The sequence below is a fragment of the Flammeovirga yaeyamensis genome, assembly GCF_018736045.1.
In the GTDB taxonomy this organism is placed as follows: Bacteria; Bacteroidota; Bacteroidia; order Cytophagales; family Flammeovirgaceae; genus Flammeovirga; species Flammeovirga yaeyamensis.
Map to the genome: position 1 here is coordinate 2459126 of NZ_CP076132.1, position 16655 is coordinate 2475780.

Consider the following 16655-nt stretch of genomic DNA (forward strand, 5'->3'; position numbering starts at 1 on the left):
TTGTGCATACACCTAAATTTGATTTTTTCTGATGAACAAAATTAACCTATTCATAGCACTTCTATGTTGTACAATGTTCTATTCATGTGATGATTCCTCTGGTACTTTAAGTGTAGAGTTTTCTCAAGTGGATATGCTGAAAAACTATTCAGATAACCTTATCGTACCAGCATTTAAAGCATACTCAGAAAGTGCTACTGAACTACAAACGGCTACTGAAAACTTTTTAGAAAACACAAACGAGGAAACATTATCAGATGTTAGGGTAAAACTAAATGATACATATCAAAAGTGGTCAAAAGTAAATGCATATCAGTATGGTGAGGCTGTATCAATGAATTTATTGGTGAACACAAACTCATTTCCTACAAAATTTTCTGATATCGAATCTAAAATAGAAGCTGGAGATTTTAATATTGGATCAATTTCATCATTCAATGTTAAAGGTTTACCTGCTTTAGATTATTTATTGAATTCAGAGGCAACATTAGACTTATATACTTCTGACACCAATCAGGCGAATCGTCGTCAATACCTAACTGCAGTAGTAAGTGCGGTTAAGAATGAAGCAAATTCTATTTATAACATATGGTCATCGGGATATGATGTTGAGTTTGCAGCCAATGATGGTATTGATCCAAGTAGTTCTATTTCATATATCGTCAATGAATATAACAAAGCTTACGAAAGATGTAAGAACCAAAGAGTAGGGTACTCTTTAGGAAAAAACTCCATCTCAGGTAATTCATCACCAATGTCAGTGGAAGCTTATTATAGCGAAGAGTCATTAAGTTTATTAAAATCAAATGTTGAGTCATTAAAAAATATCTTTAATGGTGGTAATGGACTTGGGTTGGCAGATTACCTAAAAGCTTACTATACAGCAGGTGCGTTAGAAGAAGATCTTTCAGAAAAAATCAATAATCAGTTCGATGTTATCCTTGCTCAATTGGACAAATGTTCTGATCCCTTTTCAGATCATATAGAAGCAAAGGACGAAACAGTCGAAACTTTATATACTGAAATGTCAAAATTGGTAGTGATGATTAAATCAGAAATGCCATCTGTTCTTTCAGTAAAAATTACTTATCAAGATAGCGATGGTGACTAAGATCGATAAATATATCAACCAACAAGTCTCAATTGCTCCATTAGTGGTTTTTAGAATCATTTTTGGTTTAATGATGGCGGGTAGTGGAATAAGATTTTGGGCCAACGGTTGGATAGATAGTCAATTTATCCAACCTTCCTTCTTTTTCCATTATTACGGATTCTCATGGATTTCACCTTTAGGTGAATCTGGGATGTATTTAATTTTTATTCTTATGATCATAGCGGCCATTGGTGTCGCTTTCGGTGCTTTTTATAGAATTTCTGCAATCACCTATTTTTTGACATTCACTTATGTCGAACTAATTGACCTAACCAATTATCTCAACCATTATTATTTTGTGAGTTTGATGGCGTTCATTATGATATTCCTTCCTGCTCACAGACGTTTTTCGATAGATGTTTATAGAAATCCCGAAACTTTTAGAAGAGAAGTATCTGCTTGGACTATCAATGTAGTTAGACTACAATTAGGTATCGTTTATTTTTATGCAGGCATTGCTAAAATAAACGCTGATTGGTTATTCAAAGCTCAGCCATTAAAGTTATGGTTAGCTTCAAGAACAGATATGTGGCTCATTGGTCCGCTATTCAAATACAAATGGGTGGCGTTCTTCTTTTCATGGGCTGGGTGTTTATACGATTTGTTGGTGCCATTATTCTTGGCCAACAAAAAGACAAGAGTATTGGCCTATCTAGCTGTTATATTCTTTCATATCATCACCTCTGCTCTATTTCCCATTGGAATGTTCCCATTCATTATGATTCTCAGTACGCTGATATTCTTTTCTGATGAGTTTCACGAGAGAATCATATTATTCTTGGGTAGAATTTTTAGTACAGAAAATCTTGATTTTAAAGTGACTCGTGGTAGAATTAATTCATTACCTCAGCATTTGATAAAAATCGGATTTGCTGCCTTCTTCCTACTTCAATTACTATTTCCTTTCCGATATGCTCTTTATTCTGATAACTTATTTTGGACAGAACAAGGTTTCAGGTTCTCATGGAGGGTAATGTTGATGGAGAAATCAGGTGCTGCAACCTTTTATGTAGAAAACCCAGAGAATAATCATAGAATTGAGATTACCAATAGTGATTATCTCACGCCATTACAAGAAAAAATGATGGCCACTCAACCAGATTTTATTTTACAATACGCTAAATTTTTAAAAGAAGAATTCACAAAAAAAGGAATCGAATCGCCGAAAGTGTTTGTTGATTCTTATGTTTCTTTAAATGGGAGACCAAGCAAAAGATACATAGATCCAACGGTCGATCTTTCTCAACTTTCAGATACTTTCAAACCTAAATCGTGGATTTTACCTTTTAAAGGATAATTTTTATGCTACATAGATTACTATATATTTTCGGTATTATTTTATTATCTCTTACTTCTGCCTTTGCTCAATATAGTATTAAGGGTAGAGTTGTTGATGTTAAGGATCAACAACTTGATGCTGTCGATGTTTTTATCAAAAGTAAAGCATTGAAAGTATCAACGAATAATAAAGGAGAATTTATCATCGATGGATTATCAAATGGTAATTATGTAGTTGGAGTATTTAAGTACGGTTTTTCACCTATTGAAAAAACGGTTACGGTTGAAAATGAAAATCAAACGATCAACTTTACATTAAAACCTCTAGAGACTGTTTTAGACGAAGTAAATATTACAGATGCTTCAACAACAGCAGAAATCAAAAGATTAGAAGCGGTTGTAGGTACATCCATTTATGAAGGGAAGAAAAGTGAAGTGATTTTGGTCGATAACCTAACAGCCAATTTAGCGACGAATAATTCAAGACAAGTATATAACCGTGTGCCGGGACTGAACATTTGGGAAAGTGATGGTGCAGGTATTCAGTTGGGTATTGGTGGAAGAGGATTAAGTCCGAATAGAACATCAAATTTCAATACAAGACAAAATGGTTATGATATTGCTGCAGATGCATTAGGATACCCTGAGAGTTATTACACCCCTCCAATGGAAGCCGTTGAAGAGGTTCAAATTGTGAGAGGAGCGGCGTCTTTACAGTATGGGACTCAATTTGGTGGATTATTAAACTTCAAAATGAAGAGAGGGAATACCGAAAAGCCTTTTGAGTTTACAACGCGTCAGACAGTTGGATCTTTTGGCCTATTTAATTCATTCAACAGTATTGGTGGACAAAAAGGGAAGGTAAATTATTATGCAATGTACCAATACAAAAAAGGTGAAGGTTGGCGACCAAACTCAGATTTTAATGTCAATACAGTGTTTACAGGGGTACAATATGATGTAACGGATAAATTTAAGATAGGCGTTGAAATTACTCATATGGATTACCTTGCACAACAGCCGGGTGGTTTAACCGATGATGAATTTTATAGAGACCCAAGAGCATCTTACACGGATCAAAATTGGTTTAAGGTGAATTGGAATATAGCTAGCGTAAACTTTCAATATCAATTTACTCCAAAAGCTAAAATAGAAATGCGAAACTTTGGTTTATTGGCTAGTCGCGATGCTTTAGGAATCAATTTAAATAAATTAGATCCTTATAACGAACCAAGGTTGTTAGTTGCCGATGAGTTTAGAAATGTAGGTACAGAAATTAGGTACATGCAACATTATGACTTGAAAGGAAAGCCGTCTGTTTTTGTAATTGGATCTCGTCTTTATCATGGTAATGATGATAAAAAACAAGGTGACGCTTCTGATGGGAATGATGCCAAATTTGAATTTTCTCATCCTGATTCCTTATTGTCTGATCATAATTTCAGAATCAACAACTATGCTTTTTTTGCTGAAAATATCTTTCAGATCAATGATAAATTTTCAATCACTCCGGGTATCCGATTTGAATACATTCAAACAACAGGTAAAGGATATTATCAGCAAACATTCTTTGAACCTGGTGATGATGGTTTGATTGAAGAGATTACTCGACCTATTGAGGATAATATCAATAATACTAGAAATATATTCATAGCAGGTGTTGGTTTCAGCTACAAACCTATTCAAGATTTAGAAGTGTATGCGAATATATCTCAAAATTATAGAGCAATTACTTATTCAGATTTAAGGTCGCTAAATACTAATGTTAGAATAGATCCTAATCTAAAAGATGAGAAAGGTTATTCTGCTGACCTTGGATTGAGAGGAACACTTCCTTGGTTAAATTATGATGTCAGTACTTTCTATTTAAGATATAACGATAAAATTGGTTTGGCTAATCCTGCCAATCCAATAAGAACTAACATTGCTGATGCTTATACTTTAGGTATCGAGTCTTATACGGAGATTAAGTGGATGGATATTTTCTCTCCATTAAGTGATTATCATTTCAATCTCTTTGCAAACGTAGCATTTATTCGAGGAAAATATATTTCTGAGGATAGAGTATATGATGGGAAAAATGTTGAATTGGTTCCTCCATTTAATATTAAGACAGGAATTAATGCAGGATATAAATCGTTTAATCTTTCCTTACAATATACTTATGTGGAGAAGCATTACACAGATGCAGCCAACACAGAAGAACCTTTAGCAGATGCCGTTTATGGACCGATTCCAAGTTATTATGTAATGGATTTGTCTGCTAAATATTCATTTAAATGGTTTGGAATAGAATTAGGTATTAATAACCTAACAGATAATATGTACTTTACTCGTAGAGCCACAGGTTATCCGGGTCCTGGTATAATTCCTTCTGATGGAAGAAATTATTATTTCACCTTACAGTTCAAGATTTAGTTCGTTCTAATTCGGAAACTTTAAAAAATAAGAACTTACTTTAATAGAAAATTTGATAAATCTATTTAATATATCCTTCTAAAAAATTTGTATGCTTATAGGTTTCGTATATTTTTGTAAATTGGTTAATGAAAATTTGTTCATTCATTTATAATTATAACTGTTGGTAATTCGATATGGCAAAAAGTATAGACGAAACGAAACTACAAAGAATTAAAGAAGCAACTATAGAAATGGTCGTTTCAAAAGGATATGGGGGAGCATCAGTTTCGTCAATTGCCAAAAAAGCACAAGTAGCAGATGGGTATTTATATAGACATTATCCAAGTAAAGCTGCACTTGTTCAAGCGTTATATCACTCTAATATTGAATACTTCCGTAATTTGATCTTCAAATACATGGAAGAGCATGACAAATTAGAAGAGGTGATTTATCATTTCTGTAATGAAATTTTTACATTGGCGAATGATAATCCTTCAAGAGCAAAATTTATCAATATGCTGATGAATGATTATACCTTCTTGATGAGTAAAGAAATGGTTCTAAAAATACCAGAAAGCTCTAAAAGAATGGTCGAGAGAGGATATAACACAGGTGAGATTAATGAAAATATCAATGTAGAAATGTTCAACGCGGTATTTCCTGCTATTCCGATTCAATATGCATCGTCAAGAGCAACAGAAGTATTTAGTAAAGAACGTTTAACAGAAAATGATGCTAAAATTGTAGCTCATTTAGTGATAAATGCATTAAAGTAATTATTTTTGTATTTGATAAAGGTGAAAGCCTTTAAATTATATTACTGAAGGTGAAACAGACGGATAGTTTATCCGTCTTTTTTATTTTTGGTCAATTTATTGCAACACACAAAAGAGATTGATGATAAATTTATCGAATAGAATCAATCGACAGATCTACTAAATAACAATTACACTTTTGAAAATGAAAAGGATTTTTTTCTGCCTTTTATTACTTCCCATCTTTAGTTTTGCTCAAACGAAATCAGATGCCATCATAAAATTTAAAGTGTATCTTGAAAAAGCAAAGAATAAAGAATTTCATTACGTACCTGATTCATCGGCAAAACTAGAAACAGCTCAAATTCAACCTAAAAGTAAAAGAGTCAATTTCTTTTTAGGAAAACAGTTTGAATACACTCCAGTAAGAAACGAAGATGTAGAAGATCTGTATCATCAAGTAAGAGATATTTTAGGCAAAGCCTATCAATCTTACGACCTTAAATTTTATGTAGGTAAAACTTCAGAAAAGGAGATGGTGCGATTTGCAAAAAAACAACGTTGGCCTATCACTCCAAAATGTGAGTTCAAAGATCTTGTTCCCAACTATTTAAGAAGTGAACATAATATAGATGAGTCTAGAAATATTGTACACGCTGAAAATGATTCGATCAAAATTCCTTTAGTGATCAACTTGGGGAATCAACCTACTAAAAATGGATTGAGTAATAAAACGATTGCTTTATGGAATAGTCATGGTTGGTATTATGAACAATCTTTGGATAGATGGGAATGGCAAAGAGCAAGATTATTTCAAACAGTAGAAGATTTACTACCCACTTCGTTCGTTTTACCTTATTTAGCTCCAATGTTGGAAAATGCAGGTGCAAATGTATTATTGCCAAGAGAGCGGGATATTCAAAGTGAATCATTGGTAGTAGATAATGATGGTGACAGAAAAGGTTATAAAGAAGAGGGAGTTGTGTTTGCTGGTGGTGAAGGCTTCCTTCAAAAGAATATATATAACGATAATGAATTGCCGTTTCAGTTAGGTACATCTAGAAAATTCAAAGCGAACCATCACGATAAAGAAGTAATTACGTGGAGTACGCAAGGAAAGGTAAAAGGTGATTATAGTGTTTATGTAAGTTATGCGACTTTAGAAAATAGTGTAAATGATGCAAAGTACACTGTGTATCATCAAAATCAGAAAAAAGAGTTTCTCGTTAACCAAACTATGGGTGGAGGTACATGGGTCTATTTAGGTACTTTTGAATTCAATGGACATCCATCTGAGAAGGTTACTTTATCAAGTAAAACCCATTCGAAAACACCCAATTTGATGGTTACCTCCGATGCTGTTCGTTTTGGAGGAGGAGTGGGTAATATTCAAAGAGGAACCTCTACAAGTCATAGACCAAGGTTTATGGAGGGAGCACGATATCATTTACAGTATAGTGGGGCGCCAGTTAATGTGTTTACTCCTAATGAAAATAAAAACGATTACAAGGACGATTATCAGAGCCGAGGAGAATGGGTCAATTGGTTAACTGGATCAACTTATGCCTTAAATCCAGATATCGAAAATAAGGGACTGAACATACCTATAGATTTAGCTGTGGCTTTACATACAGATGCTGGTATCTCTGAATCGGATACAACTAAAGGTACTTTAATGATATATAGTTCCACAGATATGGACAAGGAAACTAAATTTTCATCCAATCAATCAAGATATACCAATAGAGATTTAGCCGATTTAATTCAAACGCAAATAGTAGAAGATCTTCGTGTGACTCATGATAGTATTTGGAACAGAAGGGAATTGTGGGATAAAAGGTACAGTGAAGCAGTGTATCCAAATGTTCCATCCGTTTTGATTGAGTTATTATCACATCAAAATTTTAAGGACATGCAATATGCCTTAGACCCAAAGTTCCGTTTTGATGTCAGTCGTTCAATATATAAAGGCATATTAAAATATATCGCCTATCAGAATAATTATGAATATGTAGTATCTCCTTTAAAACCTACCCATTTTTCTATTGGATTAGAGAAACATAAAGCGATATTAAAATGGAAACCTCAATTTGATCCCTTAGAAAAATCAGCTAACCCCACTCATTATAAAGTATACACTCAAGTAGAAAAAGAAGGTTGGGATGTGGGTACAATCGTTAAGGATACTGTTTTTGAAGTGAAAGTCACTAAAGGGAAGCTATATCAATTTAAAGTCACCGCAGCAAATGATGGTGGAGAGAGTTTCCCAACGGAAGAGTTGGCTATGGCTAATTTTCATAATGATCCAGTGTTGATCGTTAATGCTTTCGATAGAATTGGAGGGCCTACTTATGTAGAGTCTGAGAATTACACAGGTTTTACTTCTGAAAATGATGGAGTACCTGACGGTATAGATGTTAGTTTTACAGGCAAGCAATACGATTATAATCCTAACTCAGAGTGGTTGGATGATGATACTCCTGGACATGGAGGAAGTTATGCTGATGCTGAAACAATTTTAGTTAGAGGAAATACACACGATTTTACTAAAATACATGGTAAAGCACTTCTATATTATCAAAGATCTTTTGTGTCGTGTAATCGAAAGGCAGTTGAGGATGGAATAGTAAACCTAAATGATTATCAAATTGTAGACATCATGTTAGGTGAGCAGAAATCAACGTTAAGATCATTTGATAATAAATTAGAGTATCAGTGCTTCACACCGAAGTTTAAAGTGAGTATTCATGAATTCACCAAGAAACCTCAATCAAAATTATTAATTTCAGGAGCTTTTGTAGGTTCAGATTTGGTGTTTAGTCAAGATGGTAAACATAAGGGAAGGAAACATAAAGATGTCATTTTTGCTCATAGTGCTTTACATTTTAAAAGCAGAGGATCTCATGCAGATAGAACTGGAAACTTGTACAACGTTCACCCAGCATTTAATTCCTTTAAAGATTTGACGTATGCAAAAAATATCGATACACATTTATATGCCGTAGAAGCGGTTGATGCTTTGGACCCTTATGATTCAAATACTGAAGTTATAGGGAGGTATTTGGGGAGTAACAAAAGTGCAGGCATAGCCTTTAAAGATGAGCAAAATAAAGTGATTGTTATTGGTTTTCCTTTTGAGACTATCAATTTGGAAATCAAAAGGATAGAGTTAATGGGGGAGATTCTTCAATTTTTTGAGAAATAATTAAATATGTGGTGCTTTTTGTTTATCTCAAGTAATAATTTGATAACAAGAGAAGCATGCATTTGATTGTTTTGTTCAAAGTAATTATTGCAAAACTTTACATAAGTTAAATGTGAATAAAAATTCATTCATTTATCTTAAATTAGTGTTAATCTTGTTAAGAGGGGTGAATTTTATAGTCCTCAAGTATCATATCGCCGTATTTTAATATGTACTTAATTAAACAGTTATGATACAACAAAGAGCGAAAAAAGTTCTTTCCACTAATATAGACTAGACAAACAAACGAATTAAGACCTCAGTTAAGAGGTCTTTTTTTATGTCAAATTTTTGAACTGAAGTTTTGCACAGTATCTTCGTGTATCAATTTTAAACCATAAGAGAATATGTCGAAGATTCTGATCAAAAACGCCCAAATGGTCAACGAAGGGCAAATCAAACAAACAGATGTTTTAATCAGCGAAGGTAAGATTGAAAAAATAGCAGCATCTATTCCTCATAGCGGAGAAAAACTAATTGATGCCACTGGAAAATACCTTCTTCCAGGCTTAATCGACGATCAGGTGCACTTCAGAGAGCCTGGTTTAACACAGAAAGCAAACATTCAAACAGAATCTAGAGCGGCAGTAGCAGGAGGGGTAACTTCTTTTATGGAAATGCCAAACACAAAGCCTCCTACAACAACAATTGAAAAGCTAGAAGAAAAGTATGCTATTGCTAAAGAAACATCTTTGGCAAACTACTCATTCTATATTGGTGCATCAAACGATAATTTGGATGAAGTACTAAAAGCAGATCCAAAAAATGTTTGTGGTATCAAAGTATTCATGGGTTCTTCAACTGGAAATATGTTAGTGGATAACGAACAAACGTTAGCTAATTTATTTCAAAAAGCACAGATGATTATTGCTTCTCACTGTGAGGATGATCCAATGATTGCGGAGAACTATGAAAAATATAAAGAAAAGTACGGAGAGGATATTCCTATGGAATGTCACCCAGAAATTAGAAGTGCAGAGGCATGTTATTCATCTTCTTCTAAGGCCGTAGCTTTAGCTAGAAAACATGGTGCAAGATTGCATATCCTTCACATCTCAACAGCCAAAGAATTAGAGTTGTTTGATAACGATATTCCTTTGAAAGACAAAAAGATTACTGCTGAAGCATGTGTACACCATATGTGGTTCTCTGATGAAGACTACAAAGAGAAAGGAGCGTTCATCAAATGGAATCCAGCTGTGAAAACTAAAGCAGATGGTGCAGGTGTTCTTGCAGGTGTTCTTAATGATAAAATTGATGTGATTGCAACAGATCATGCTCCTCATACAATAGAAGAGAAAAGCAATAAGTACGGAAGTGCACCTTCTGGAGGTCCTTTGGTACAACATTCATTACAGGTATTGTTCGACTTCTACAAACAAGGTAAAATCTCATTAGAGAAAATTGTAGAAAAAGCATGTCATAATGTTGCCATATTATTTGATGTAGAGAAAAGAGGATACATTAGAGAAGGATATTGGGCAGATTTAGTATTGGTAGATGATAATAAACCTCAAGAAGTGACTAAAGATAGCTTACATTACAAATGTGGTTGGTCACCTTTCGAAGGTCATACCTTCTCATCGAGCATTACTCACACGATTGTTTCTGGTCATTTGGCTTTTGAAAATGGTCAGTTCAACGACTCAGTAAAAGGTCAGAGATTAACTTTTGACCGCTAAAAAAGGGATTAAAATACTTTTTTTAAACATCATCTGTTATTTATCTTGTTAAATAACAGATGATTGTATTTTATTTGGATTCGTTTACGAAATAAAATTAGGAAAAAGGGTTTTAATTGTATTACCTTTGCACAGCAAAAAACAAAATGGCGGTTGTAGCTCAGTTGGTTAGAGCACCGGTTTGTGGTTCCGGGGGTCGTGGGTTCGAATCCCATCATCCGCCCAATTTTTGTTTTTCGTTATATAATTATGGCGGTTGTAGCTCAGTTGGTTAGAGCACTGGTTTGTGGTTCCAGGGGCCGTGGGTTCGAATCCCATCATCCGCCCAAAGTCATTGAAACTCTAGATTATTATCTAGAGTTTTTTTTTGCTCTCAATTTTCTTCGAAGTATTTATGTTTCCAATTTAATTAAAAATGGAAATGATAACATATTTACATAAGGATAAATATGTACTGATCAATTAAAGTTTATTTATTCTGTATAATTAGCACTTACAAGTGAAAAATATTGCAAATCTATTAAATTGTGATATATACGTTTATTAGAATTTAAAAACACTAAATGTTATAGAAAACTAAAAACCTAAAAGGTTACATCAATTTGAGGTAAAAAAAGTTAAGTGATTTGAACTAAAATTATTCTTTATAGTATTCTTGTAACTATAAATTAAAACTAAAATCAAATCAGATGGCCCTTTAAGGTTATCACTTAAATTAATTAAACTAAAACCTAAATCAACCTACGAGAGTAGGATCTAAATAAAGACACTTAACATTTTATTTGCACTTCATCTTACAATTTACGTATGGCATTCTACCTCATAACTTTTATGTCGTAATTACTATTTTGTAAACTCAAGACAGCTAAATATTAAGTACACTCAATTTTGGAGACAAACTCCATTACAAAAACCAATTAATTATTTAAATTTTTCATGAAAAGAATTTTATTATTCTTCTCTTTGACTTTGTGTGCAATTACTTCTTTGTACGCTCAGGATAAGAAAGTAAGTGGTGTTGTTTCTGACGCCTCAGGAGAATCTTTGCCAGGAGCCACAGTAATGGTTGTGGGAACAACTGTAGGTGCTGTAACTGACTTTGATGGTAATTTTGCTATCGATCTTCCAGAAGAAGCAGCTGAATTAGAGGTTAGACTTATTGGTTACGCAACTCAAAGAGTAGCTATTGGAACGCAATCGGTTATCAACTTCACAATGGAAGAAGACGCTCAAGAGCTAGAAGAAGTTGTTGTAACAGCCCTTGGTATGGAAAAAGACAAAAAGTCTTTAGGTTACTCAGTAACGGAAGTAAAAGGAGATAACCTTAAATCTGCTGATAACGACATTTTAGGAGCACTTAACGGTCAAGTTGCTGGTGTTCAGGTAACACAATCTTCAGGTGCAGTAGGATCTTCATCTCGTGTAGTTATTCGTGGTAACTCATCTTTAACAGGTGATAACCAACCGTTATATGTTATTGATGGTGTGCCAGTAGATAACACATACAACTCAGGTAACACTTCTTCAGGTGGAGCTGACTTCGGTTCACCAATCTCTGATTTGAATCCAGATGACATTGAGTCAATGACAGTTCTTAAGGGACCAAACGCAGCCGCTTTATATGGTTCAAGAGCCGTAAACGGTGCAATTATCGTAACTACGAAAAAAGGTAAGGGAGCAGATGGTCTTGGTATTACATTATCAAACACAACTACATTCCAAACACCTTTACTTTTACCTAACTACCAAAACGAATATGGTCAAGGTATGAACGGTGAATTTGCCTTCGTTGATGGCCGTGGTGGCGGTACTCACGATGGTTTTGACGAATCATGGGGTCCTCGTTTAGATGCAGGTTACAGAACAACTCAATACAACTCAAATGGTGAGCTTGTTGAGATGACTTCTAATCCTAATAACGTGAGAGATTTCTTCGAAACTGGTCACGTTTCTACAACAAACTTGGCTATTGCTCACGGTACAGAAAACACTAACATGAGATTCTCATTGATGTACTCAGATCAGAAAGGTATGGTACCAAATACTGGTTTGAACAATATTAGTACTTCAATGGCAATTGGTCATAAAATCAATGAAAAATTACGTTTTGATGCTAAAGCGACTTACTCGAACAGAGCATCAGACAACTTGCCTTCTCAAGGTTACGGTGCAAACAACGTAATGCAACAATTCGTATGGTTCGGTCGTCAAGTCGATACTAACGATTTGAAAAACTATAAAAAAGCAGATGGTACTCCATATAACTGGAACTACAACTACCATGACAACCCGTACTGGATCGTAAACGAAAACACGAACTCTCAACGTCGTGATCGTTTGAACGGTTATGCATCAATGAAGTATAACTTTACAGATTACTTAAGCTTACAAGTGAAGGGTGGTACAGACTTCTACTCTGAAAATCGTATGGCTAGAACTGCAAAATACTCTATCAACAACCCAACAGGTGGTTTCGTAGAGGAGAATTACTTCGTAAGTGAGTCAAACTTTGACTTCTTATTATCATTCTCAAAAGACTTCGGTACAGACTGGAACATTTCTGCTAACGCAGGTGGTAACAACATGTACAGAAACTACAAAAGAGATGCTATGACAGTAACTGGTTTAGCAACAGCGGGTATCTATACTCCAGCAAACGCAGTAGGTCAGGTAGGAGCAGAAACTTGGTTTGAAGAGCAAGTAATTAACTCATTGTATGCAACTGCAGCAGTAGGTTTTAGAGATTACTTATTCTTAGACTTATCAATTCGTAATGACTGGTCTTCTACACTTCCAGCAGCTAATGATAGCTTCTTGTATCCTTCGATTAACTTATCGTATGTATTCTCTGAGCACTTCGAATTACCAAACTTCATCAGTAATGGTAAAGTTAGAGGTGGTTGGGCACAAGTGGGTGCAGCTGCCAATCCTTACATGTTGAGAAACACTTATGGTTCTCCACTTCCATGGGACGGTAATCCAATGTTTAAATATGGTGATATCCAATCTAATCCTAACTTAAGACCAGAGACTACAAACTCTTGGGAAACTGGTTTAGAGATGTCATTCTTGAACAACAGAATTGGTTTTGAGGCAGTTTACTACCAAAAGAACACTTACGATCAAATCGTAAACGCAGACGTTTCAGCAGCATCAGGTTATAGATATACTACAATCAATGCCGGTGAAATTGAAAACAAAGGTGTTGAATTCATGATCTATGGTACGCCAGTTCAAACTGCAGACTTCCAATGGGATGTTTCATTGAACTTAACGAAAAACGTAAACACAGTGAAGTCATTGGCTGACGGTGTAGATTCATTCGTTTTAGGTGAATACTGGGGTCTAACTACTGAGGCTCGTCCAGGTGAAGCTATGGGTACATTATACGGTATTAAATACCAAAGATCACCAGAAGGAGATATCATTGTAAACGAGCAAGGTATTCCAATGCGTGAAGAAGAAAAAACAGCTTTAGGAGATATCAACCCTGACTGGAGAGGTGGTATTAGAAACACAGTAACATATAAAAACTTCGTATTCTCAGCATTGATTGACATGTCATTCGGTGGTAGCATCTTCTCAGTAACGAACATGTTCGGTGAGTACGCAGGTGTACTTGATGTAACTGCAGTAAATAGAGAAGCAGGTAGAACAGTTGGTGTTGTATCAGACGGAAAAGGTGGTTATGTACCAAACGAAGTAGCAGTTGATGCGATGACGTATTACCAATCGCTTTACGGTATCCACGAAGAGTATGTTTATGACGCTTCTTACATCCGTTTAGCACAATTATCAATTGGTTATAGATTACCAAAAGAGTGGTTAGGTAACTCAGGTATCAAAGGTGCTACATTCTCACTAGTAGGTAATGACCTTTGGATGATGTACAAAAATGCTCCAAACATCGACCCTCAAGCAGGTTTTGGTGCAGGTATGTCAGGTCAAGGATTTGAATTCGGTCAGTTACCAACAGCAAGAAGCTTTGGTTTCGATATCAAATTGCAATTCTAAATCTACCCAATTGAATAAGGAATTTTATTCCCTTTAAACTGAAATCAATGATGAAAAAATATATAAAGATTATTTCAGCAGTTGTTATCGCATTCTCGTTAACATCATGCTTTAAAAACTTTGAAGAATTAAGAGAGAATCCAAACTTACCATCTGAGGTGGATCCTGAAAGTTTATTTGCGAACGTATTGTTCACATCAACAGGTTCTAACTATGGTATCCAAGGTCAGTACTTCAATCAAACTGCTGCTGGTATTTGGGCACAGCATTTTGCTAAAATCCAATACTTAGACGAGGATTGGTATGAGTACCGTCCATCTGTAATGGATGAGATTTGGAAAAGAATGTACGCTGGTATTTCTAATTCTCCAACAACTCCACACATGGCAGGTCTTCATGATTTGGAGTTAGCATTGAAAGGTTCATATGAAAGATTAGCAATTGCAGAAGAGACAGATAATGCTGCTCAAGCGAGAGATGCAAAAGCGTTAATCGGTGCGTTAAAAACTACAAGAGCATACATTTACCTTAGTATGACTGATGCTTTTGGTGATATCCCTTATACTGAGGCTAACCAAACAATGGCTTTAGGTTACGAGCAAACAAACTTCCAACCTGTTTACGACGATCAAAAGTCGATTTATGAAGCATTGTTAGAAGAGTTAGAAGAGGCGAACAGTTACCTAGCTGAAAATGGTAAAATGGATACAGGTACTGACTTGATCTATAGAGGTAACACTTCAGCTTGGAGAAGATTATCAAACTCTTTAGCGGCAAGAATCTACATTAGAATGAGTTATACTGATGCATCTTTTGCAACTCAAGGTTTAACTACATTATTTGCAGATGCTAACCGTCCAGTTTTCGAAGGTAATTCAGATGATGCTGAGTTGAGATACATCGGTTCTCAACCTTACATGCACCCATTCTACTACAACAGATATATTGACAATAGAGATGACTTTGCAGTATCTAAAACTACTGTTGATATGTTGAAGGAGAATGATGATAAGCGTTTATACATCTATGCTTTACCAACGCCAAACTCTGAGGAAGATGATCCTAAGTATGTTGGTCAAGAGAACGGTGTACCAAGAGATGAGATGCCTGTAATGAGTGCAGTATCAAGAATCGGTAGCCTTTACAAAGATCAGCCTGCGGGTAAATCATACTGGATGTCATATTCAGAGTTGTTGTTTATCAAAGCTGAAGCTGCATTTAGATTGGGTGTTCCAGTTGGTGCTTACAATACTTTAATTGAACAAGGTATTCAGGCGTCATTTGAGAAGCAATATTCTGAAGTTGAGGAGTATAATGCAACTGTAATTCCTGAGGTGGGTGTTACTATGGGTACTGCAAATGAAGATGCTCAAATCGTAATCGATAGAGTTAATTCAAGTGGAAAAGACCCAATGACAATGATCATGGAGCAAAAATTCTTAGCATTATATACAAACGGTGCTGAAGCATATGCTGAATTAAGGAGAACAGGTTTGCCAAGAATTTATTTTGTTAGAGGAGCTACTCAATATGAGAGAGGCCTACCTAACAGATTCCCTTATCCATTCTCTGAGCAAACTTCGAACTACGAGAACTTCTCGAGAGCTTCTGAAGGTATCGAGCAAACAGTTTATGGAAAGAAAGTTTGGTTCGCTGAGAATTCACCAGAAATTGATTACAAGTAATCATAAAGTTATTCTAATGGATGTGGAAAAGTGAGCTTTGAGATATCCAATGGAATAGTAAAATAGCAATCATAAAAGATATAAAGCCACTTCTAATTTTAGGAGTGGTTTTTTTATGTTCAGAAAAAGGTTACCAAAAATATGTCATCTATAGTTAAATTATTTAAAAAATTACTTTTGGATAAAGTAATTGATATTACAGATTATTTTTTGTGTATAAAGGAAACAATGTTACTATCGTGATTGATTAATGTATTTATGATTGAAAGCTATAAATCAGAAGGTTATGGTATTTGTTTTGTGTAGTACGCATAGAAACAGTGTTACTTTAAATGTTTGTATTTAAACATATTTTATCAATTATGTATCTGCCATAATATCAATTAGTTATCTTTTTTTAGTGTCAAAATTGGTTTTCTTTCTTAATGTTAAAGGATTTTGTAA

8 protein-coding genes and 2 tRNA genes are annotated in these 16655 nt (G+C 34.9%); all 10 read left to right on the top strand.

What is annotated here, in order from left to right; genetic code table 11:
* The first annotated feature begins 31 nt into the window (after positions 1 to 31).
* The 10 genes from KMW28_RS09640 (at position 32) to KMW28_RS09685 (ending at position 16211) form a co-directional block, all read left to right on the top strand.
* The gene (locus KMW28_RS09640; RefSeq protein ID WP_169665337.1) at positions 32 to 1111 is read left to right on the top strand and encodes an imelysin family protein; all 1080 of its coding nucleotides are present in this window, start codon (positions 32 to 34) and stop codon (positions 1109 to 1111) included.
* Positions 1101 to 2450, top strand: coding sequence for an HTTM domain-containing protein (locus tag KMW28_RS09645; protein WP_169665336.1), 1350 nt, complete (start codon positions 1101 to 1103; stop codon positions 2448 to 2450). Before KMW28_RS09640 ends, KMW28_RS09645 begins: the two co-directional genes overlap by 11 nt.
* Positions 2451 to 2455: 5 nt before the next feature.
* Positions 2456 to 4849 carry a TonB-dependent receptor domain-containing protein gene (locus tag KMW28_RS09650; RefSeq protein ID WP_169665335.1) on the top strand — a complete coding sequence of 798 codons (2394 nt, stop codon included), beginning with the start codon at positions 2456 to 2458 and terminating at the stop codon, positions 4847 to 4849.
* A 176-nt stretch (positions 4850 to 5025) separates the two neighbouring features.
* Positions 5026 to 5607, top strand: coding sequence for a TetR/AcrR family transcriptional regulator (locus KMW28_RS09655; RefSeq protein ID WP_169665334.1), 582 nt, complete (start codon positions 5026 to 5028; stop codon positions 5605 to 5607).
* 184 nt (positions 5608 to 5791) lie between these two features.
* Positions 5792 to 8791, top strand: a complete 3000-nt coding sequence (locus KMW28_RS09660) for a golvesin C-terminal-like domain-containing protein (protein WP_169665333.1) — start codon at positions 5792 to 5794, stop codon at positions 8789 to 8791.
* 386 nt (positions 8792 to 9177) lie between these two features.
* Complete coding sequence (locus tag KMW28_RS09665; protein ID WP_066207863.1) at positions 9178 to 10512, top strand: dihydroorotase; 1335 nt, start codon at positions 9178 to 9180, stop codon at positions 10510 to 10512.
* A 149-nt stretch (positions 10513 to 10661) separates the two neighbouring features.
* Positions 10662 to 10735 (top strand) — tRNA-His (locus KMW28_RS09670).
* Positions 10736 to 10764: 29 nt separating this feature from the next.
* Positions 10765 to 10838, top strand: a tRNA-His gene (locus KMW28_RS09675).
* A gap of 610 nt (positions 10839 to 11448) precedes the next feature.
* On the top strand, positions 11449 to 14526 hold the full coding sequence (locus KMW28_RS09680) for a SusC/RagA family TonB-linked outer membrane protein (protein ID WP_169665332.1): 3078 nt from the start codon (positions 11449 to 11451) through the stop codon (positions 14524 to 14526).
* Positions 14527 to 14576: 50 nt separating this feature from the next.
* On the top strand, positions 14577 to 16211 hold the full coding sequence (locus tag KMW28_RS09685) for a SusD/RagB family nutrient-binding outer membrane lipoprotein (RefSeq protein WP_183363928.1): 1635 nt from the start codon (positions 14577 to 14579) through the stop codon (positions 16209 to 16211).
* Positions 16212 to 16655 lie beyond the last annotated feature (444 nt).